Raw genomic sequence first — 22,089 nt, 5'->3', positions numbered from 1 at the left:
TTCTTACTTGCGTTCTAAATCAGAATAGTAACTATTTTCCAATCTTTGATAACTACCAGGTTCAACTCGTTCAACCGCAGTAGCAATTGTATCAAGCGCATCTTTATAGTTATATGACTTTTGGTAAAGGTCCATTGTCATTCGACGTGCTTTTTGGATTTGAGGATTATTGGCAAACTTGTTTGAATATTGCATGGTTAATTCAACTAAATTAGCAAAATTAATAATTTGATCTGCTTCTTTTTTTAGGCGCTCGACATCATCAGAAATTTGAATCATTTCTTCAGAAATTTTTTCCATATTAATTCTAACTTGGTTCAATTCTTGACTAGTATGTGCAATTTCATTCACTACTAATGTATACATTTGAACAAAACTGTCAGGCTTTCCAGGTAAATTGCGTCGTTGCAATCTCTTATATACCAATGCTACATCCTGCTTAAAGTTTGAAAGTGAGTCGTTGGCAATAGTTTCAGCTTCATATAAGCCTTCAACATTATCAACAATTTCTTTTTCACGAGCTTCAATTTCATTAATTCTCGCTAACATCTTCAGCCAATTAGCTTTAATTTCTGAATAAACCCCATTACCATCTGCTAAATCTTGTACATCTTGATCATAATTATTTTCCATCTGGTTAACTTCTTTAAGTAGTTTCTTCGCTTCATCAAGCTCACCATGATTTAATTCATAACTTTGATCAATATGTTCAAGCTTTAAAATCAACTGATTGCTATTATTTTCAACATGGGATAAAAGGCGTAATACCTTATCTTGATTATCTTTAATAAATGGACGTGCCTTATATTCCTTAGTTAATAAATCATAAAGTTTATCAATCTCAGATGCAATTTCTTTTGTTTTAGTTTCTGCATCCGCAACTTTTAAGTCAGCTAAAAAATCGTTGCAACTTTCACATTCATCACGAATTGATTTTATTTCAGCTAAAAAGTCAATTTCCTTAATTGCAAATTTTTCTTTTCGCATATTTTTGTAACTACTTGTTAATTCATCAAGTTGTTCAGGAAAAACTTCTTTTAAGGTTTTTTGAACATTTTTAGCCTTGGGCAACTTATCCTTTAGACTAGTTTGTTTAGTATTAATAATTTCTAAAACTCGTTTTCCTTCAACATAGTCACCTTGTGCAGATAAATTCTTCGCTGATTGAAAACTTTGTTCTAAATTACTCAATTCATCTTCAATTTTGTCAATAGCTCGTCCATAGTCATATGAGCCTGCTAAGACTTCTTTTCGCATATTATGGTAAGTCTTAATTAAAGCATCATATTGAACTTGATTAGCCCGATTAGATTCAAGTAATTGCTTAAAAATTTCCTTAGTTTTACCTAAATCAGAACTAATATCATCTAGCTCAAGATCTAGTTCTTTAACTAGCTTTCTAGCTTTGAGTAAGTCATATTTATTTGCAAGTTCACTAGCCTGTTCCATTTTTTCGTGCATTTTTGGAATTCGCTCACTACTTGCTTTATCAAAAACTTTTTTCCATGAATTAAAAGTTTTTAAACTTTCTCCAGCTAAATCCATCTTTTTTAAGCGCTCGATATCAGCTTCAATTCCTGCATCTTCGAGTTCAGTTAAATCATCATCAATTAAAAGCAATAATTGGGTATATCGATGCTTCATAAAGAGCATGCCGCCAATAATTGCAATTAAGAGGACAACAATAATAATGAATAATAAAGATTCTGTTGACGTCATATCCAAATCCTCCAAAACTACATTTAATTATAACAGACTCTATAAAAAGTTAGGATAAAAGCTATGAATAATTATCTTTTTCTTGCAAAAAAACTGCAAAAATAATAGAATAGATTTCGTGTAAAATATTTGCAGCTATAGGTTGGCAAGCTCGTCAACATCTGGAGACGTTTCAGTGAATTAGTAACTCGTGCTGCAATGAGCGAAAGTTCAACTTCAGATGAACGAATGCAGAGCCTATTTCAGATATTTTACTCCATCAATATTATTTTTATTTGATTAATGGAGGATTTTTATGTCAAGATACACTGGTCCAAGTTGGAAAAGATCAAGACGTTTAGGTATCTCACTTTCAGGTACTGGTAAGGAATTAGCTCGTCGTAATTACGCACCAGGTGAACATGGTCCTAACAACCGTGGTCGTCTTTCAGAATATGGTATGCAATTACACGAAAAGCAAAAGCTTCGTTGGATGTTTGGTTTAAACGAACGCCAATTTAGAAACTTGTTCAACCGCGCTGGTAAGATTCGTGAAGGTGAACACGGTACTAACTTCATGGTTCTTCTTGAACGTCGTTTAGATAACATCGTTTTCCGCTTAGGTCTTGCTAACACTCGTGAACAAGCTAGACAATTAGTAAATCACGGTCACATCTTAGTTGATGGTAAGCGTGTTGACATTCCTTCATACGAAGTTAAAGTTGGTCAAGAAATCAGCTTGAAGGAAAAGTCAAAGAACTTACAACAAGTTAAGGACGCTTTAGAAGCAGTTGTAAGTCGTCCATCATTTGTTTCATTTGATGAAAACAAGATGACTGGTACTTTAGTTCGTTTACCAGAACGTGACGAAATGGAACCAGAAATCAACGAAGCCTTAGTTGTTGAATACTACAACAAACTTCTTTAATTTTTGGTTTATTTCAAAAAAGTCTTTCCATTTTCTTGGAAAGGCTTTTTTATTTTTCTTTGATAATAAGGAGGATTTTATGACAGAAGATATATCTGATCGCTTAAAGCAAGCTTCTAATGGTCCACTTCAAACTCGTCCCGACGAACGTAGAAGATATTTAGGTAGCCTACGAGAGAGAGTCTTTGTCAGATTATCAAATCAGGATTTTGCAAATCCTGATTTAGTTAAAGTCTTTTTAGATCATTTTGATGATTATCAAGATTTAACTATTTTAATTAATGGAAAAATCACTGAAAATAATGCTGTTAATCAAATTGAAGCAAAGGCTAGCAAGACGAATATCCCTTTCACTTTAGTTAGTGATGATTCAGCTAAAACGGGACTTGAAGACACTGCAGTTCTAGTAGTTGCAAAAGAAGCCTTAAACCGAAACCGAATTGAAATTGGACAAGTTTATCCCCCTGAATTTCCCAAAACTGAACTTACAGCTCCTAAAAGGAAAAGTTTTTGGCAACGTTTATTTGGAGATAAAAAATGAAACCATTAGCATACCGTATGCGTCCTCAAGATATTGATCAAATTGTAGGACAACAGCATTTAGTTGGCCCAGGTAAAATTATTCGCCGAATGGTTGAAGCCAAACTACTATCATCCATGATTTTATACGGACCTCCAGGTATCGGAAAAACAAGTATTGCAGCTGCAATTGCGGGATCAACTAAATATGCGTTTAGAATGCTAAATGCTGCTACTGATACCAAAAAAGATTTACAACAAGTTGCTCTAGAAGCCAAAATGAGTGGCACTGTTATTTTGCTTTTAGATGAAATCCATCGTTTAGATAAAACAAAGCAAGATTTTCTTTTACCTCTACTTGAATCTGGACAGATTGTTCTTATCGGAGCAACGACTGAAAATCCTTACATTTCGATTTCACCTGCAATTCGATCCCGTTGTCAAATTTTTGAGCTTCATCCCCTTTCTAGTAAAGATGCTAGTATCGCAATCAAGCGCAGCTTAAAAGATGAAAAAAATGGCTTAGGAAAATACCATGTCACCTTAACTCCTGAGGCCGAGCAGCTTTTGCTTGAAAAAGGAAATGGTGATTTACGTGCAACCTTAAATGCCCTGGAACTCGCAGTTTTATCAACAAAAGCGGAAACCAAAAGTGAGACTATTATAATTGACAAACAAATAATGGCAGACTCAATCCAAGTTAAAGTTCAAAACTTTGATGCTAATGGAGATAGTCACTATGACCTAGTTTCCGCTTTTCAAAAATCTATCAGAGGATCTGACACCGATGCTTCTTTACATTATTTAGCAAGACTAATTGAAAGTGGTGATTTAATCTCGATTTGTCGTCGACTACTTGTCATTGCTTATGAAGATATCGGTTTAGCCAACCCTTCAGCTTGTCAAAGAGCTGTAAGTTCTGTCTGGACTGCGCAGCAAGTGGGGTTACCTGAAGCAAGAATTCCTTTGGCAAATGCAGTGATTGAACTTTGCTTATCCCCTAAAAGTAATAGCGCAATTTCAGCCATTGATCAGGCCTTAATGACAGTCAAAAATAAAAATATTGGAACAATCCCTGATTCATTAAAGGATGCGCACTATAAAGGTGCACAAAAGTTAGGGCATGGCATAGACTATAAATACCCTCACGCATTTCCTTCTGATTGGGTCGCACAGCAATATCTACCTGATAACCTTAAAAATGAAAGTTACTTTGAACCAAAGGGAAACTCCAAGATTGAAGAGGCTTATAAGCAGCAATATCTGAAGTTAAAAGCTATGCAAAAAAAGCAGCTACAATAGCCATAAATTAATGATGTTAGCGAATTCAATTTCTTGACTTTTCTTTAAAACTTGGTAATATAATAAGTGATTCGAGTTGATCGATATAATTACTAAGTTGACCGATCAAACCTACGACGTGGTAGCTTGTAAATAACTACTGAATCGGAATGCTGTCTTTGTTACAGAATCCATATTCACTGCGATACAGGCTAAAGTACTTGCTAATAGCGGGCTCAACAAGCGTCATTATATGTTCGACAGTCAACTCGAATTATCTTGATTTTAACAGCGGCCTCTTCGGAGGTCGTTTTTTTTGGAGAAAAATTTATGCTTATCACTTTACTAATGGATGTATTCTTACTACTTTTACTAATTATAGGATTAAACTGTAGCTTATCTCATCATGAACGCTTTTTATTCTATACGAAGGCAGATGATCCTACACTACCGCAAAAAATTAAGATTTTCGGAATACTTTTATTAATTACTAGTATATTTGGAATGGTCATCTCGCTTTTCTTACCAACTATCTATAATTTAGTAACGCTTACTGTTGCTTGTATGATTTCGTTTTCATTTTCTTTACTTTTACAATCAAAAAAGTAATATCTTCTTCAAAGTTTTTGGTAAAATAAAAGTAGGGAGAGGTGTTTCAAATGTTAAAACAATATCGTCATATCCAAGTTGCTATTGATGGTTCAAAAGAAGCTGATGCAGCTTTTCAAAAGGCTGTTGCTATTGCAGCACGTAATGATGCTGATTTGGAAATCTTACATGTCATCGATACCAGATCATTCCAAAATGTTTCTAGTTTTGATTCTGCAATGGTTGAACAAGTTTCAAAAGAAGCTGAAACCAAATTAAAGGAATACCATCAAAGAGCTATCAAAGCTGGAGCTAAGAAGGCAAATTATACTGTCGAATTTGGCTCACCAAAAACAATTATTAGTCACGATTTTCCAAAGAAAAAGAATATTGATTTAATTATTTTAGGAGCTACTGGACTTAATGCTGTAGAAAGAATATTATTAGGTAGCGTTACTGAATATGTCAGTCGTACAGCAAAATGTGACGTTTTAGTCATTAGAAATAAATAATCTAATATAAAATAGAAAAAAACAGATTAACTTCAAAAGTTAATCTGTTTTTTATTATCTTTTTAAAAGTCTCCAGCGGTTGAAAACATGTAATCTTTATTGTGGAATTTCATTGAAAAAATCAATCCAATACCAATCATATTCCCAACTAAAGCACTACCACCTTGAGAGACAAATGGTAAAGGAATACCAGTTAATGGTAATAAATCGATACTCATACCAATATTTTCAAATACATGGAATAAAATCATCATAATAATTCCAGTTGAAATATATGTACAAAAAGCGTTTCTAGTGTCAAAACTAATTTTACACATTTGGATAATGAGATAGAGATAAATCATGATTAAGACTACTCCACCAACAAAACCAAAACTTTCGCCAATTACTGAAAAGACCATATCCGAACTTCTAACTGGAACATAAACACTAGACTTTCCAAAGCCAATTCCTAATATTTGACCTGACCCAATTGCCTTCATACTTTGCCATAGCTGGTATGCACCTGAAGAAGTATCACCTGAAGGATCAAGCCATGAATTAATTCGCTCGAACTGATAAGCTTTGAAGAAGTGACTTAATAACTTCATGCCCCAATCTGTTGTAACTAGAAGAATCGTAGTTGTCGCAACTATTGCGACGAAAATAAACATTGGCAAAATTATCTTCCAGCTAATACCTGATACTAAGATTACTCCACCAACAATGGCAAAGAATACCAACATCGTACCAAAGTCATTTTGCAGCTTTAATAAAACTGCAATTGGTGCTAACCAAGCAAAGATTTTACCTAATAAGAGCCAATCATTCTTAATAGTATGAACAAAATATTTATTGTGGTCTTCTACTACCCTTGCAATCATTAAAATAAATGCTGGCTTCATCACTTCTGATGGCTGAAAAGTTAAACTACCTAATTTAAACCAACTCTTGGCACCATTATTAGCAAAACTAGTTCGGTCATAAAAAATTAAAACTAGAATCAATAAGATAATTCCTAAAGCGTATGCATATGGAGCAATTTTAAAGAGCTGCTCAGCATCAAATTGAATAATTAAAATAACTAATCCAACTGATAAAAGATACCATACTCCTTGACCTAATACTGCCTTAAGTGGTGAACCTAGCGTAGAATCATGTGATGCTGCAATCCAAATACCATAGAAACTAATAATTGCTAGCAAGCCAATTGCACCGATAATTCCCCAGGCAATACGATCATATATATCTCGATTATTTTGTATTTGTGCCATTAATTAATCACGTTCCAAAATTTATTTTTCATGTAATGCAAAGTAAGAAAGCAAATCATTGATACTACTTTCTAAAGTCTTTGAAAATAAGACATTATTTGTCTTCGTTGTAGTAGCGCGGTAGCGCCCATCAATCTTTTCAATTAAACCGATTGATTTTTTGTTAGGTATAATGATTTCCCAACTAGGATTAGCTTGACCCTTTAATTCATTTACTTCAATAGCAATATTTTCTAGTTTTTTAGACATAAATAACTCCTACTTAGAATGGAATTTCTTGACGATTATTTCATCCATATAACGTTCAGGATGAGGGTTGCGCTTAACAGTAAATTTATCTGGAACTGGATCAACACCGCCATGTACAAAAGGATTACAGCGTAAAATCCTCGCAATCCCCATAATTCCTCCTTTAATCAAGCCATGTTTTTGTAAACTAGTAATCATATAACTTGAACAAGTTGGATAATAGCGACAAGTCGGTGGGAACAAGGGCGAAATAAACTTTTGATACCCTTTAACCAAATAAATTATAATCTGTTTCAATTTTGCTCCTTAATGTCCTTGGTGCTTTTCAATATTTTTAAGTAAGGCACCTGTTCCAAGAGCTACAGCTTCAAGTGGAGAATCTGCAGTTAGAACTGGAACTTGTAAGTAATATGAAATCAACTTATCAAGTCCTTGCAATAATGCACCACCACCAGTTAACATAATGCCACGATCAATGATATCAGCAGATAATTCAGGTGGAGTTTGTTCCAACACTTGCTTAGTTGCAGCAACAATTTGCATTAACCCATCATGCAAAGCTTCTTGAATTTCAGGTGCTGTTACAGTAGTTTGCTTAGGTAAGCCATCTACCATATCACGACCACGAACAGTAATTGTTTTTTCTGGATCTGGTTCAAAAGCAGATCCAATTTCAATCTTAATTTGTTCAGCTGTCCTTGCACCAATCAATAGATTGCGATTATTCTTGATATAAGCAACAATCGCTTGGTTCATCTTATCGCCAGCCCAACGAAGTGAACGTGCAGTTACAATTTCACCCATTGATAAAACAGCAATATCAGTAGTACCACCACCGATATCAATAACCATATTACCCTGAGGTTTGAAAATATCTAACCCAGCACCTACAGCCGCTACCTTAGGTTCAAAGTCAAGATATACTTTGCCACCACCAGATTTTTCAGCAGCTTGAATAATGGCCTTTTGCTCAATTGAAGTAACTCCAGTTGGAGCACAAATTAAAATGTTAGGTTTAGCCATGAAACCTTTAACATTTAATTTTTCAATGAAATAGCTCAACATTGCTTCGGTAATATCAAAGTCCGCAATTACACCATTTTTTAAGGGGCGAATAACTCGAATGTTGCCTGGAGTTCTACCAACCATTTCATAAGCTTCAGTTCCGACAGCTACGACTTGATTATCTTTAGTATTAACTGCAACCACTGAAGGTTCATTTAAGACGATTCCTTTGCCAGAAACATTAATTAAAACATTTGCAGTTCCTAAATCGATTCCGATATCTTTTGCCAATAGTATTTCCTCCAAATTAATATCAGAAAAATTATACCATATTTAGCAAGCTCTTGCTTTACCAACCCTCTTAGCTTTAAGTAAATATTAAAAGAGATTGGTTAAGGTTGTAGAATAATCCATAAAAGAAATAATAAATTGTGCAACCAGATATCCTAAAGCAATTGAAATGAAATTATATAAAATTTGCGCTTCAAAGATTCCCTTTATTTTTAGGAATTTACTTATATCAAGTGCTCTAACAGCTCTAAATGCAAGAGCTATCATTAAAAAATAAATAACTAGTGCTAACAAAGCATGTACTCCAACTTGTTGCATTTTATTTCTCCTTATCAAAAAAGCAAACGCCGAAGCGTTTGCTTAATTTATTTTTCTGCATCTCGATGAACGTTAATTCTATTAACGGCTCTTCTGAGTGCAACAGAAGCTCTTTCATATGAGCTCTGATTGTGACTTGCTTTTGCCTCTTCGAGGTGCTTTTCAGCACGCTCTTTAGCAGCCTCAGCTCTAGAAAGGTCAATATTTCTAGCTCTTTCAGCGCTATCAGCAATAATTGTTGCCACATTATTAGCAAAGTCGATATAACCACCGTTTACCGCAATGTGATCAACATGTTGATTATTTTCTTTACTTCTCTTAACTCTAACATCACCTATGGCAAGCGGTGTTAAGAAAGGCGTGTGATTATACATAACAGCTCTTTCCCCATCTACCGCGCGCATAACGACGATACTAGATTTATGAGAATAAATTAACCCATCAGGAGTAACAATATTTACAGTCATAAGTTTTTCAGATTCTGCCATTAGACATCACCCTACTTTTCTGCTAATAAGGCTTTAGCTTCTGGATCAGATGGTGTAACACCTAATTTTTCAGCCTTCTTAAGAACATCTTCAATTGGTCCAACACCTCTAAAGGCATCTTCAGGTAAATCATCTAAATGTCCTTCAAGAATCATCTTAAAGCCTTTAATTGTTTCCTTAACTGGTACATATGAACCTGGAACACCAGTAAACGTTTCAGCAACGAAGAAGTTTTGTGACAAGAAGAATTGAATCTTACGAGCTCTGGCCACAATTAATTTTTCTTCATCTGATAATTCATCCATCCCCAAGACAGAAATAATATCTTGCAATTCATGGTAACGTTGTAAAACATGTTGTACTTGAGTTGCAACTTGGTAGTGTTCTTCACCAACAACTTCTGGGTCTAACGCACTTGAAGTTGATTCAAGTGGGTCAACCGCTGGATAAATACCTTGTTCTACCAAACTACGTTCAAGGTTAGTAGTAGCATCAAGGTGGGCAAAAGTAGTTGCTGGAGCTGGGTCAGTATAGTCATCGGCAGGAACATATACCGCTTGAATAGAAGTTACAGAGCCCTTCTTAGTAGAAGTAATTCTTTCTTGTAACTGCCCCATTTCTGTTGCCAAAGTTGGTTGATAACCAACAGCACTTGGCATACGACCAAGTAAGGCAGAAACTTCTGAACCAGCTTGAGTGAACCGGAAAATGTTATCGATGAATAAAAGCACATCTTGGCCTTCAACATCTCTAAAGTATTCAGCAATTGTTAATCCGGTTAAAGCAACTCTCATTCTGGCACCAGGTGGCTCATTCATTTGACCGAAGACCATGGCAGTTTTGTCTAAAACGCCGGATGCCTTCATTTCAAAGTAAAGGTCATTACCTTCACGCGTTCTTTCACCAACACCAGTGAAAACAGAAATACCACCGTGTTCTTGGGCAATATTGTGAATTAATTCTTGGATAATAGTTGTTTTACCAACACCGGCACCACCAAATAGACCAACCTTACCACCACGAACATAAGGTTCAAGGAGGTCAATAACTTTAATACCAGTTTCCAAAATTTCACGACTAGTTGTTAAGTCTGAATATTTTGGTGCTTCCTTGTGAATGCTATCGCGACGATGATCTGCTGGGAACTTTGGACCATTATCAATTGGTTCACCAAGAACATTGAACACACGTCCTAATGTATCTTCACCAACAGGGACTGAGATTGGTGCACCAGTGTCAACAACCTTCATCCCTCTTCTTAAACCGTCGGTAGATTCCATTGAGATAGTTCTTAAGACACCATCACCAAGTTCAAGTGTAACTTCAAGGGTAATAGTTTCATCATCAGATTTGATAACGTTCAAAGCGTTGTTAATATCAGGTAAGTTCTTATCGATTGGGAATTGAACATCAACAACCGGTCCAACGACTTGGACGATTTCACCTTCACTCACAATATCTACCTCCTTTACATTTAATCTAGAGCATTTGCACCACCGATAATTTCATTCAATTCAGTGGTAATTTGTGCTTGTCTTGCACGGTTCATTTGAGTGGTTAAAGTAGAAACTAAATCGTTTGCATTATCAGAAGCAGCTTGCATTGCAGTCATTGAACTTGCATGTTCTGCTGTTTTGGCATCCAAAATAGCTCCATAAATAGTTGAACGAGCAAATTGTGGTAATAATGATTTTAATGCGGTATCAATATCTGGATCGATATCGTATTCTATTTCATTTTGCTTTTCCGCTTCCTGACTATCAATATCTAAATCAGAAATTGGTAGCATTTTTTCAACTCGAAAAGCTGAAGATAACGAATTTACGTGGTGCGTATAGCAAACGTATAATTCATCATAAACACCATTAAGATACATCTTAATAGCAGTTGATACCACAGGTAAAACTTCATTAAAAGAAGGTACGTCAGAAATGCCACTATTTTCATAAACAACATTAAGATTATTCTTTTTGAAGAATCTAGCTCCAACGCTACCGATTGACAGAACTTTTACTTGCTTGTTTTCAGCTTCAGAATCCTTAAATAATTCCATCATATTTTTGATGACAGAAGAATTATAAGAACCAACCAATCCACGGTCACCAGTGATAACTAAATAACCAGTGGTTTTAATCTCTTTTCGAGGTTGAATTAAATCAGAAACAATTCCCAAACCAAAAACATTACTATAATCTAACTTAGCAACATTCTTGGAATTAACTGGGACATTTTCGCTCTTTAAGTGTTCAACGATTTGTGCACTCATCAAACGTGAGACGGTCTTTTTCAGACTATCGTTATATAACGTATAGCCTTTATCTTTTCTTTCAGTTTGATTCAATTTAGCAGCTGATACCATTCTCATAGCTTGAGTAATCTTACCAGTTTGCTTAACTGAAGCAATTTTTTTCTTTAATTCAAGTAAAGAAGCAGGCATAAATTACCTCCTAGTTCTTACTTGTTGGTGTAAAGCCTTCGTTAAAGTCTTTGATAGCTTTATTCATTTGATCTTCATCAGGCAATTCACCAGTTTCACGAATCGTCTTTAGTAAGTCTGCATGACTTGATTCAAAGTTTTCATCAAGTTCATGTTCATATCTTGATACATCTTCCACTGGAATTGAATCAAGAAAGCCGTGAGTTAAAGCATAAAGAATCAGAACTTGCTTTTCAACAGGAAGTGGTTCATGAAGTGGTTGCTTCAAAACTTCAACAATGCGGCGACCACGGTTAAGCTTAGCTTGAGTAGCTTGATCAAGATCACTACCAAATTGAGCAAAACTTTCAAGTTCTCTAAATGATGCTAAGTCAACACGTAAAGTACCAGCAACCTTCTTCATAGCCTTAATCTGGGCGCTACCACCAACACGAGAAACAGAAGCACCGGCATCAATCGCTGGACGTGTACCAGCAAAGAATAAATCACTTTGCAAGAAAATCTGTCCGTCAGTAATTGATATTACGTTAGTTGGAATATATGCAGAAATATCTCCAGCTTGAGTTTGGATAAATGGTAACGCAGTTAATGAACCGCCACCAAGTTTATCACTTAACTTAGCACTTCTTTCAAGTAAACGTGAGTGTAAGTAGAAGACGTCACCAGGATATGCTTCACGACCAGGCGGACGACGGAGAAGTAAGGAAAGTTCACGATAAGCTACCGCTTGCTTGGATAGATCGTCAAAGACAATCAAAACATCCTTACCATTGTACATAAATTCTTCACCCATAGCGGTACCAGCATATGGTGCTATATAAAGCAATGGTGCTGGAGCACTTGGGCCGGCTTCAACGACGATAGTATAATCCATCGCGCCAAAACGCTTCAAAGTTTCAACTTGACTTCTAATAGTTGATTCTTTTTGACCAATCGCAACATAAATACAGATAACGTCTTGACCCTTTTGGTTCAAAATGGTGTCAATCGCTAAACTAGTCTTACCAGTCTTACGGTCACCAATGATCAGCTCACGCTGACCTCTACCAATTGGAACCAAGGCGTCAATGGCTTTAATACCGGTTTGAAGTGGTTGACTAACAGATTGACGATCCATAACGCCAGGAGCTTTAGATTCAATTGGACGAGTTTTATCAGTCTTAATTTCTCCTAAGCCATCAACTGGTTGCCCCAATGGGTTAACAACACGGCCGATTAAAGCATCCCCAACTGGAACTTCCATAATTCGACCAGTTCTCTTTACTCGGTCACCTTCTCTAATGTTGTCAAATCTTCCCAAAATGATGATACCAACATCATTAGTTTCAAGGTTTTGAGCAATACCATAAGAACCATTATCGAATTCCAATAACTCATTAGCTAAAACGTTGTTTAAGCCGTGAGCACGGGCGATACCGTCACCGACATAGGTAATAACACCAACTTCGTCGATATTGAGCTTGTCATCGAAGTGTTCAAGTTGTTGCTTGATCAATGAGCTAATTTCTTCCGCTTTGATGCTCAATGGTTTCACCTCTTTTAAATATTATCAATTAATTGTGCACGAATTTTTTTCAACTTAGTCTTTACACTGCCATCAATAACATAATCTTCAACTTGTAAAATTACGCCACCAATTAAACTTGAATCAACTTCATTAGTTAAATAAAGTTTTTTCAAGCCATGTTTTGAAGCATAAGCTTCACTAAGTCTATTTAGTTGTTCGTCATCAAGTGCAACAGCACTTGTGGCAATTCCGTAGGCAATATTTTTTGAACGATTATAATAAACGTTAAATTGCTCTACAATTTCAGGTAGCACATTAAAACGGTTATATTCGAGCAATAATTTTAAAAATTCTTGTACTTGTGCACAAAAATCTGCACTAATCTTAGCTAATAACTCACTCTTCTCAGTTGCAGAATATACAGGATCTGTAAATACGTCGACTAAACGTGGATTATCAGCTAAGGCAGTCTTTAAAACATCCATTTCATCATGGATTTGCTCTAAAGTATTGGTGTCTTGCCCGAAGCCATATAACGCTGCTCCATAGCGTGCACCAATTTCTTCTCTACTTAATGCCATTATTTATCCAACCCCTTAATAAATTGGTCGACTAAATCTTTTTGATCTGCAGCATTCAAGTTCTTAGCAATTACTTTTTCAGCAATTAACACTGACAAGTCTGCTACTTGAGCTTGAGCTTCATTTAAAGCATCAGTTTTTGCTTGTGCAGCATCTTCTTTTGCTTTCTGACGAATACCTTGAGCATCAAGATTTGCTTGATTCAAAATATCCTTGCCTGCAGCTTCGGCATTTGTTTTTGCAGTAGAGAGAATCTTTGTTGCTTCTTGCCGTGAGCTCTTTAATTGGGCTTCACGCTCATTTGCAAGTACTTCTGCTTTTTTACGATCATCAGCAGCTTTATCAATATCTTCGATAACTTGTTGACGACGTTTTTCCATCATGTCTGTGACTGGGCCCCAGGCATAATGCTTTACTAATAAAAGTAAAATTGCAAACAATACAAGGTAATAGAGCGTATCGCCTAAATAAAGGCTTGATTCGGCAGCCATAAATAATGTCATATACTGCCCTTCTCTCTATTTAAACTACTAATCTTCAAAAGTTGCCTATTTACCCATAAAGAAGATCAAGAAGGCAATAACAATCGCCAAAATAGGAACGGCTTCGATCAAACCAACACCAATAAACATAGTTGAACGTAATTCGCCTGCGCTTTCAGGTTGGCGAGCCATACTCTTAATGGTAGTACTAATAACTTTACCGTTACCGTAAGATGCAGCCAAAGCTGCTAAACCTGCGGCGATAGCAACAGCTAAAAACTTCATAAAATAACCTCCGAAAATTATTCCTGTGTAACCTTCTTACCAATGTAAACCATTGAAAGGGTTACGAATACATATGCTTGGATAGAGCCAATGAAGACTGAGAAACCTTGCCAGATAAGGGTCAAAGGTGCTGATAAGATAATAGTTGGAATACCAAAACTATGGGCAAACTTATCACCAATTAAAGTTAACAAAACTTCACCAGCATAGATATTACCGTACAAACGAAGTGACAATGTTAAGAAATTAGTGAACTCTTCCAAAATATTAATTGGAATGAATAATAACATTGGTCGGCCATAGTTCTTAAAGTAACCCAAACTTCCAAACTTCTGAACCCCAAAATTATATGAAAGTAGCAATGTCATCATTGCCATTGTCATCGTAATTGCAGGATCAGCAGTTGGTGACTTTAATAGCATTAACCCATTGAAATCCTTAACCTCAAGGAACAAACCTAATTGGTTTAACCACCAAATGAACAAGAAAAGAACAAATGCATATAGAGATAAATGCTTTTGAGCAGCTTCATCTTCAACATTACTCTTAACAATATCATTGGTAAAATCAATCATGTATTCTAATACATTTTGTTTCTTATTAGGTCGCAATTCAACTTTGCGAGCTAACCAGATACACATTAATAATACGATGACTGCAACTAAGGTCCCACCAAGAATATTACTGGTGTTAAATCTTAGACCTAAGAATTCGAAGACTTCGGGTTTCTCCATTACTTCGTGACCTCCTTTCCTGTGCTGAATACCTCAAACACGCTTTTCATGATACCACCAATTTTAGGTTTTTGTAAAAAATGAAAGCGGATTTACTTAAAACTTTTTTATATTATAACTACAAAAGTGCCTTATTTGGTACCAAAAAGTCGGTCACCGGCATCCCCTAATCCAGGGAAGATGTAGCCATTATCCATAAGTTTTTCATCTTCAGCTGCAGCATAGATATCTACATCCGGATTTGCTTCTTGAACTGCCTTAACACCTTCTGGAGCAGCAACCAAAACAGCTAAGCGAATGTTTTTAGCGCCACGCTTTTTCAATGCTTCAATTGCCATGTTTGAACTACCACCTGTAGCAAGCATTGGATCTACAATAATTACGTCACGTTCTTCAATATCAGGTGGCATCTTGAAGAAGTATTCATGAGGCTTTAAAGTCTCTTCATCACGATACATTCCAATATGGCCAACTTTAGCAGATGGAATCATTTGTAAAACGCCATCAACCATTCCTAGTCCGGCTCTTAAAATTGGAACAATGACTAATTTCTTACCAGCTAATTCTTTTTGAGTAGTTTTGCCGATAGGAGTCTCAATTTCCACATTTTTTAGTGGCAAATCGCGAGTCATTTCATAAACCATCAAACCACCAATTTCACCAACGATTTGTCTAAATTCGTTGGTACCAGTAGTCTTTTTTCGAATGATTGTCAACTTGTGCTGAATCAATGGGTGATTCAATACAGTAAATTTTCCCATATTAGCCTCCTTAAAAATACCAATATCATACTTATTTTAGTAAAAAAAGCGAAAGGTTTAAACCTTTCGCTTAAATTTATTTTTTAAAATGGTGACCTGCTGCAGCCTTGTTTAATCGGTTCATGTATGCCAAACTCTTTTCGCCCTCATCGAAGCCTTGGACGTAAATAGTCTTAATCTCATCTTCATCGTCAAAGAATCTAAGAGCGCTAAATAAGTTGTGATCAGCATCTTTTAAGTCTTTGCCTAAGCTAAATTTATTCTCTACAGGTAAATTTAGCTTAGCTAAAACACTATCAAGAGCAGCAACAGCAGTATCTGACTTAAAGTCAATTTTTTCAAAATCATTTACATCATCTACCACCCAAACTGGAGCACTAGGTGCATAATGACGATACTTCATTCCTGGAGCCTTAGGAATGGCCTTATCAGAAACTTTTCCAGTATTAATTAATACTTTTTCTCCTAAAACTTCACTTAACTCTTCAGGTGTAATTTGACCAGGACGCAAAACAATTGGAGTTTCAACTGATAAATCAATAATTGTTGATTCAAGACCCACTTCAGTAGCGCCACCATCAATAATTGCACTAATTTTGCCTTTTAAGTCATGGTAAACATGCTCTGCAGTTGTTGGAGATGGTTTAGTCGAAGTGTTAGCTGAAGGGCCGACAATTGGATAACCAAGTTTTGAAATTAATTCATGAGTTAATTCATCATTTGGGCATCTAAATGCAGCAGTCTTTAACCCACCAGTAACAGCATCTGGTAAGCTACCTTCTTTAACTAATAAAAGAAGTGTTAAAGGACCTGGCCAAAAGTGTTTAATTAACTTTTCAGCACGTTCTGGGACAAATTTAGCATAGCGTTTCATCATGTTTTCATCACTAACAGTAACGATTAAAGGATTATCGCTAGGACGGCCTTTAGCCTTATAAACATTTTTAACACTTTCTTCTTTAGTTGCAATTGCACCAAGGCCATAAACAGTTTCAGTTGGAAATGCAACTAAATCACCATTTCTTAGAAATTCAACCGCTTGATTAATTTGATCCTTCTTCAAAATTTGTGTTTCCATTATTTTTGCCACTTTCCATATACCATTCTCGGCTTACCGGCTAAATCATCTTTAAATTCGATATCAAAGTCCGGTAATTCTGTTGCAAACAGCTTAGCTAATTCAGCTTTTTCACTAAAGCCAAATTCTAAGAAAAACTCGCCCCGACTAGTTAAATGCTTACGAATTTGCTTAGCGAATCTGCGATAAAACTCTAGGCCATCTTCTCCACCAAAAAGCGCTTCTTCTGGTTCATTTTGTAAAACATTACTATCCATTAGATTCTTTTCTTCAGGCTTAATGTATGGCGGATTTGAAATGATTAAATCGAATTCTTCTAAACCAATTAAAACATTCGCCTTACGAACAGTTATATCAAGGTCAAATTTCAAGAAATTTTCTTCACAGATTCTTAAAGCAGAATCAGAAATATCACTAGCATATAAAGTTAAATCTTTGATACCTTTTTTGGCAGCTTCTTTAGCTAATGCAACTATAATTGCCCCTGAGCCAGTGCCAAGATCTAAGATCTTCATCCCATCATGCAAATGCTCCAAGGCCCATTCAACTAGCTCTTCAGTTTCAAAACGTGGAATAAGCACTCCTCTTTGCACCATAAGCTTATAGCCTAAAAACCAGGCATAGCCGAGAATATATTGGGGTGAAACATTTCTAGCTAATTTTTTAAAGTCTTTTTGAAGTTGCTTTTCTAATTCATTACTTACTTCTGAATCTTGCTTTAATTTAAATTCACTTGGAGTTAAATTAGCTCTTTCGCTGACAAGATAAGTAATATCATCAATACTTGCCTCAGGGGCCTTTTCTTGTCCGAGTTGAACTAATTGTTTTAATGTTTTAGGCATTATCTTCTGCCAACTCCTCTAATTGCTTAGTTTGGTAGTGAACAATTAATGCTGAAATAATTTCATCAAGTTCACCATTCATAATTCGGTCTAACTTGTTTAAGGTCAAACCAATTCTGTGATCAGTTACCCGGTTTTGAGGATAGTTGTAGGTTCTAATTCTTTCTGAACGATCCCCAGTACCAACAGCATTTTTACGCTTTTCGTCGTAACTTGCTTGGTTTTGACTTTCATAGTAGTCATAGACACGAGACTTCAAAATTTCCATGGCCTTAGCACGGTTTTGTTGCTGACTTCTTTGGTCTTGCATCGCAACCACGATACCTGTTGGAAGGTGGGTCATACGAACGGCACTAGAAGTTTTGTTAATGTGCTGACCACCGGCACCACTTGAACGGTAAACATCAACTCTGATATCTTTTGGATCTAAGTCAATATCTACTTGTTCATATTCAGGCATAACGGCAACTGTAGCGGTTGAAGTATGAACACGGCCTTGAGATTCAGTTACTGGGATTCTTTGAACACGGTGAGCTCCGTTTTCATATTTTAATTTTGAGTAAACCTTGTCCCCAGTAATCATGATAGCAACGTGCTTATAGCCACCAACTTCTGTGGTTTCTTCATCAATAACAGAAATCTTCCAGCCTTGAGTTTCAGCGTATTTTTCATACATTCTAAGTAAGTCGCCAGCAAATAAAGAAGCTTCATCCCCACCAGCAGCTCCACGGATTTCCATAATGATATCTTTATCATCATTAGGGTCTTTTGGAAGCATTAAAATCTTGATTTCTTCTTCAAGGTCAACAACTTCTTTTTCTAAGTCGCTATTTTCTTCCTTAGCCATTTCAACTAAATCTGCATCAGATTCACTTTCAATAATCTCCTTATTATCAGAAATAGTCTTTTGGTCTTCTTGATACTTACGATACTTTTGGACAACTTCACGCATATCCGCTTCTTCTTTTGAAATTTCCATATAACGCTTAGTATCGTTAATAACTTCAGGGTCAGCCATTAATTCTTGAATTTCTTCATAACGAGCTACTAACCCTTCAAGTTGGGCCATTACTTTATCCATTTAATCGTTCCTTTCTTAATCTTGGCGTTTTTGTCCTGGATGATTGTAGTGAAAACGACAAACTGGGTAGTAAGATTCATCGCCACCAATTTGAAGTTGCGCTCCTTCATAAACTGGCTTTCCATCTTGAACCCGAATAACCATTGTTGCTTTACGTCCACAATAATGACAAATTGTTTTCATCTCTTCTATTTTATCAGCATAAAGCAATAAATACTTGCTTCCTTCAAATAAATTATTTTGGAAATCATTCTTTAATCCAAAAGTCATCACAGGTATATGTAAATCATCCACAATTTTCGCACATTCTATCACATGATGCTTATTTAAAAATTGCGCTTCATCAATTAATACACAGGCAATCTTCCCATCACCATTAGCAATATCTTGATCATTATGTTCTTTAACATAATCAAAAACATTCATATCATCATCAATTGGTGTCGCCTTACTATTTAACCCAATTCTTGACGCAATTACTCCTCGACCACTACGATCATCTTTTCCACTTGTCATCAATGCAATCTTGCGGCCTTGCATTTGGTAATTATGTGCAACTTTTAAAATTTCAATTGTTTTTCCACTACTCATTGTGCCATAACAAAAAAATAATTGTGCCATCTTTTATACCCCTTTGTAAAACTTCCTTTAACAGTATAGATGAAATTTTAAATTTGTGCAGTCAAAGCTTTAAAATATCGTTTTCTACTTTATCATATGATATAGTAAAAATTAGTTCTGAATTGAAAAAGGGGTTACAAAATGAACTTTAAATCTGCTTTTGCAAGTTTAGTGGGAAAATCATCATATTGGATATTACACAACATTTTTAAGGGTGGTACTAGCTTCCCAGGTAAAATCGCCATGAAACTGGATCCTGATATTTTATCACATTTGGCTAATGACTATGAAACCATCGTTGTTACAGGTACAAATGGTAAAACCATGACCACAGCTTTAATTGTTAATGCCTTAAAAGAAAAATATGGTGATATTTTAACTAATCCTTCAGGCTCAAACATGCAACAAGGAATTGTCACAGCATTTTTATGCCACCACAAAAAACATGCTGGCCGTAAAATCGCCGTTCTTGAAGTAGATGAAGCTAACGTTAAGGCTGTCACCCAGTTATTGCATCCTAAGGCTTATGTTTTAACCAATATTTTCCGTGATCAAATGGATCGTTATGGTGAAATTTACACAACTTACGAAAAGATTGTTGACGGCATTAAGTTAGAACCCAATGCCAAGATTATTGCTAATGGGGACGCAAGTATCTTTTCATCTGTCGATTTACCTAATCCTAAGGTTTTCTTCGGTTTTGAAACTAAAGATGAAAATCAGGCTAAAGACACAAAAGCTAGCGTCAATACTGATGGCGTTTTATGTCCTAAATGCAACCATGTCATCCACTACCACCAAATCTCTTATGCTAACTTAGGTGATTTTTTCTGTCCAAATTGTGGCTATAAGCGACCAGAATTAACATACAAGTTAAAAGAAATTATTAGCCAATCACCAAGTAAAATCGCCTTTAAGATTGAAAATTCTAACTTTGAAATTAATATTGGTGGGACTTACAATATCTACAATGCTTTAGCAGCCTTTAGCGTTGCTAGAGAATTTGGCGTTAGTGAAGCTGAAATTGCTGCCTCATTTGCTAAAAATAAACGTATTTTTGGTCGTCAAGAATTAATTAACTATCAAGGTAAAGAAATCAACTTAATCTTAGTTAAAAACCCAGTTGGTTTAAACGAAGTTTTGAATTTATTGAATACTGAAAAAGATGCTTATACTTTAGCTGCTTTACTTAATGCTCATCACGCCGATGGCATTGATACCAGCTGGATTTGGGATGCTGATTTTGAAGGCTTAGATAAAAACAAAATCAAGCAAGTATTAGTTGGTGGTGAACGTCACCATGATATGGGCTTTCGTTTAGAAGTTGCTGGTTTTAATCCTGGTACGATGGAAACAACTCCTGACGACAATACTTTACTAACTCGCATTAAGACCGCACCTACTAAAAAGGTTTATATTTTGGCAACTTATACTGCAATGTTAGCCTTAAGAAAAACCCTATATGATGAAAAGGTTATCAGCAATAAGATTAACTAAAATCAAGCCATCAAAAATAACGCTAGTTTGAAACTAGCGTTATTTATTTTCTGCTAAAAAGCTATCGACTATTCTTTGCCTCATCGTCAAAAAGATTTGATTATGTCCAGTTGGGTGAATTCGATTAGTTAAAACAATCATGGCACTCTGTCTAAAACGATCAATGACGATAAAAGTTCCAGTAAAACCAGTATGATACAAAACAGCTTGTTTTAAATCGCCAAAAACTAAATCCCAACCCCAAGATCTGGCATGAACATTGCGATTAGTTTTAATAGCAAATAAATCAGCTGTCAAATCCTGACTAAATGGTAAGCAATCATTTTGACCTAAATAGCCTTGAACTAAATTGATCAAATCATCTAAATTTGAAAATAAACCGGCTGATCCACATCTTGCACCTAAAACTCTAGCTTTGGGATCATGAACAATCCCTTGCAGCAGTTGTCCATTAACTACTGCTGTTGGAACACAATCAGCTACTTGCGGGGCAAAGGTCGTATTTTTTAAACCAGCTGGCTTAACTACTTCATTCATAATTACATCTTGAACAGGTTGGCCATAGATCTTTTCAATGACAAGTCCTAATAAAATAAAATTGGTATCAGCATAACGCATCTTAGTTTCAAATTCATCTGTAACTGGCAGGTGAAGAATTGCATCAAGTAGCTCTTCTGGCCCTAGCTGGTCCCGATTCTCAATCCAGCCTCTGATTCCACTAGTGTGTGTCAATAAATGAAATAAGCGTACCCGTTCGTCTTTAAATTCTGGTAAAAAGTCATGCAAGGGTTCACTAAAATTAAGTTCTCCCTTTTGATACAGCTTTAACAGTACATTTGTTGTACCAATAACCTTAGTTAAACTAGCTAAATCATAAAGGGCACTTGGGCTTAATTGCTGAGTTTCAGGATATATTTCACTAAAACCAATTGTCGAACGAAAAACTTGCCCATTTTTTAAAAAAGCATAGTTTACTCCCGGAACAATCCTTTCAGTTACCATATTTTCAATTAGATGCTGAGTTTTAAAAAAATCTATCATTGACCTCACCTA

The 22,089-nt window shown here is 35.7% G+C and carries 25 protein-coding genes; 5 read left to right on the top strand and 20 right to left on the bottom strand.

Annotated features, from left to right (window positions below):
• Positions 1 to 3: 3 nt before the first annotated feature.
• A complete protein-coding gene (ezrA, locus tag H628_RS0104890) occupies positions 4 to 1,719 on the bottom strand; it encodes a septation ring formation regulator EzrA (RefSeq protein WP_027825435.1) in 1,716 nt (571 codons plus the stop codon).
• 295 nt (positions 1,720 to 2,014) lie between these two features.
• Between ezrA and rpsD the strand changes: the two genes are divergently transcribed.
• From rpsD to H628_RS0104865, 4 genes are all read left to right on the top strand, one after another.
• Positions 2,015 to 2,626, top strand: a complete 612-nt coding sequence (gene rpsD / locus H628_RS0104885; protein ID WP_027825434.1) for a 30S ribosomal protein S4 — start codon at positions 2,015 to 2,017, stop codon at positions 2,624 to 2,626.
• A gap of 79 nt (positions 2,627 to 2,705) precedes the next feature.
• Complete coding sequence (locus tag H628_RS0104880; RefSeq protein ID WP_027825433.1) at positions 2,706 to 3,167, top strand: YueI family protein; 462 nt, start codon at positions 2,706 to 2,708, stop codon at positions 3,165 to 3,167.
• Positions 3,164 to 4,447, top strand: a complete 1,284-nt coding sequence (locus H628_RS0104875) for a replication-associated recombination protein A (protein ID WP_027825432.1) — start codon at positions 3,164 to 3,166, stop codon at positions 4,445 to 4,447. Before H628_RS0104880 ends, H628_RS0104875 begins: the two co-directional genes overlap by 4 nt.
• Positions 4,448 to 5,085: 638 nt before the next feature.
• Positions 5,086 to 5,526 (top strand): universal stress protein, encoded by a 441-nt coding sequence (locus H628_RS0104865; protein WP_027825430.1) that lies wholly within the window; start codon positions 5,086 to 5,088, stop codon positions 5,524 to 5,526.
• A 62-nt stretch (positions 5,527 to 5,588) separates the two neighbouring features.
• On the opposite strand, the gene H628_RS0104860 is transcribed toward H628_RS0104865, so the two are convergent.
• The 18 genes from H628_RS0104860 to H628_RS0104775 all read right to left on the bottom strand — a co-directional run bounded on the left by H628_RS0104860 (position 5,589) and on the right by H628_RS0104775 (position 19,539).
• Positions 5,589 to 6,779: an FtsW/RodA/SpoVE family cell cycle protein gene (locus tag H628_RS0104860; protein WP_027825429.1), complete on the bottom strand. Its 1,191-nt coding sequence runs from the start codon at positions 6,777 to 6,779 to the stop codon at positions 5,589 to 5,591.
• Between the two features lie 21 nt (positions 6,780 to 6,800).
• A complete protein-coding gene (locus H628_RS0104855; protein ID WP_027825428.1) occupies positions 6,801 to 7,028 on the bottom strand; it encodes a DUF2969 domain-containing protein in 228 nt (75 codons plus the stop codon).
• Positions 7,029 to 7,037: 9 nt separating this feature from the next.
• Positions 7,038 to 7,325 (bottom strand): membrane protein insertion efficiency factor YidD, encoded by a 288-nt coding sequence (yidD, locus tag H628_RS0104850; RefSeq protein ID WP_027825427.1) that lies wholly within the window; start codon positions 7,323 to 7,325, stop codon positions 7,038 to 7,040.
• 9 nt (positions 7,326 to 7,334) lie between these two features.
• Complete coding sequence (mreB, locus tag H628_RS0104845; RefSeq protein WP_027825426.1) at positions 7,335 to 8,324, bottom strand: rod shape-determining protein; 990 nt, start codon at positions 8,322 to 8,324, stop codon at positions 7,335 to 7,337.
• 87 nt (positions 8,325 to 8,411) lie between these two features.
• Positions 8,412 to 8,642, bottom strand: a complete 231-nt coding sequence (locus H628_RS0104840) for a DUF1146 family protein (protein WP_027825425.1) — start codon at positions 8,640 to 8,642, stop codon at positions 8,412 to 8,414.
• Between the two features lie 47 nt (positions 8,643 to 8,689).
• On the bottom strand, positions 8,690 to 9,130 hold the full coding sequence (locus tag H628_RS0104835) for a F0F1 ATP synthase subunit epsilon (protein WP_027825424.1): 441 nt from the start codon (positions 9,128 to 9,130) through the stop codon (positions 8,690 to 8,692).
• 11 nt (positions 9,131 to 9,141) lie between these two features.
• A complete protein-coding gene (atpD, locus tag H628_RS0104830; RefSeq protein WP_027825423.1) occupies positions 9,142 to 10,584 on the bottom strand; it encodes a F0F1 ATP synthase subunit beta in 1,443 nt (480 codons plus the stop codon).
• 20 nt (positions 10,585 to 10,604) lie between these two features.
• A complete protein-coding gene (locus H628_RS0104825) occupies positions 10,605 to 11,567 on the bottom strand; it encodes a F0F1 ATP synthase subunit gamma (RefSeq protein WP_027825422.1) in 963 nt (320 codons plus the stop codon).
• A gap of 10 nt (positions 11,568 to 11,577) precedes the next feature.
• The gene (atpA, locus tag H628_RS0104820; protein ID WP_027825421.1) at positions 11,578 to 13,092 is read right to left on the bottom strand and encodes a F0F1 ATP synthase subunit alpha; all 1,515 of its coding nucleotides are present in this window, start codon (positions 13,090 to 13,092) and stop codon (positions 11,578 to 11,580) included.
• A gap of 14 nt (positions 13,093 to 13,106) precedes the next feature.
• Positions 13,107 to 13,655 carry an ATP synthase F1 subunit delta gene (atpH, locus tag H628_RS0104815; protein ID WP_027825420.1) on the bottom strand — a complete coding sequence of 183 codons (549 nt, stop codon included), beginning with the start codon at positions 13,653 to 13,655 and terminating at the stop codon, positions 13,107 to 13,109.
• The gene (gene atpF, locus H628_RS0104810; protein WP_027825419.1) at positions 13,655 to 14,158 is read right to left on the bottom strand and encodes a F0F1 ATP synthase subunit B; all 504 of its coding nucleotides are present in this window, start codon (positions 14,156 to 14,158) and stop codon (positions 13,655 to 13,657) included. Before atpF ends, atpH begins: the two co-directional genes overlap by 1 nt.
• 45 nt (positions 14,159 to 14,203) lie before the next feature.
• A complete protein-coding gene (gene atpE, locus H628_RS0104805) occupies positions 14,204 to 14,422 on the bottom strand; it encodes a F0F1 ATP synthase subunit C (RefSeq protein ID WP_027825418.1) in 219 nt (72 codons plus the stop codon).
• Positions 14,423 to 14,439: 17 nt separating this feature from the next.
• Positions 14,440 to 15,156, bottom strand: coding sequence for a F0F1 ATP synthase subunit A (atpB, locus tag H628_RS0104800; protein ID WP_027825417.1), 717 nt, complete (start codon positions 15,154 to 15,156; stop codon positions 14,440 to 14,442).
• Positions 15,157 to 15,287: 131 nt separating this feature from the next.
• Complete coding sequence (gene upp / locus H628_RS0104795; protein WP_027825416.1) at positions 15,288 to 15,917, bottom strand: uracil phosphoribosyltransferase; 630 nt, start codon at positions 15,915 to 15,917, stop codon at positions 15,288 to 15,290.
• Between the two features lie 76 nt (positions 15,918 to 15,993).
• Positions 15,994 to 16,995: an L-threonylcarbamoyladenylate synthase gene (locus tag H628_RS0104790; RefSeq protein WP_027825415.1), complete on the bottom strand. Its 1,002-nt coding sequence runs from the start codon at positions 16,993 to 16,995 to the stop codon at positions 15,994 to 15,996.
• Entirely contained in the window at positions 16,995 to 17,837 is an 843-nt protein-coding gene (gene prmC, locus H628_RS0104785) for a peptide chain release factor N(5)-glutamine methyltransferase (protein ID WP_027825414.1), read from the bottom strand. Before prmC ends, H628_RS0104790 begins: the two co-directional genes overlap by 1 nt.
• Positions 17,830 to 18,918: a peptide chain release factor 1 gene (gene prfA, locus H628_RS0104780; protein ID WP_027825413.1), complete on the bottom strand. Its 1,089-nt coding sequence runs from the start codon at positions 18,916 to 18,918 to the stop codon at positions 17,830 to 17,832. Before prfA ends, prmC begins: the two co-directional genes overlap by 8 nt.
• A gap of 15 nt (positions 18,919 to 18,933) precedes the next feature.
• Positions 18,934 to 19,539, bottom strand: a complete 606-nt coding sequence (locus H628_RS0104775; RefSeq protein WP_027825412.1) for a thymidine kinase — start codon at positions 19,537 to 19,539, stop codon at positions 18,934 to 18,936.
• A gap of 141 nt (positions 19,540 to 19,680) precedes the next feature.
• Between H628_RS0104775 and H628_RS0104770 the strand changes: the two genes are divergently transcribed.
• The gene (locus tag H628_RS0104770; RefSeq protein WP_027825411.1) at positions 19,681 to 21,036 is read left to right on the top strand and encodes a Mur ligase family protein; all 1,356 of its coding nucleotides are present in this window, start codon (positions 19,681 to 19,683) and stop codon (positions 21,034 to 21,036) included.
• 39 nt (positions 21,037 to 21,075) lie between these two features.
• Here the strand turns inward: H628_RS0104770 and H628_RS0104765 are convergent, their stop codons facing one another.
• Complete coding sequence (locus tag H628_RS0104765; RefSeq protein WP_027825410.1) at positions 21,076 to 22,077, bottom strand: serine hydrolase domain-containing protein; 1,002 nt, start codon at positions 22,075 to 22,077, stop codon at positions 21,076 to 21,078.
• Between the last annotated feature and the right edge of the window lie 12 nt (positions 22,078 to 22,089).

The sequence above is a fragment of the Lactobacillus psittaci DSM 15354 genome (genome assembly GCF_000425905.1).
Taxonomy (GTDB): domain Bacteria; phylum Bacillota; class Bacilli; order Lactobacillales; family Lactobacillaceae; genus Lactobacillus; species Lactobacillus psittaci.
Note: the sequence above shows the minus strand (reverse complement) of the source record. Positions and strands in the feature narration are given on the sequence as shown.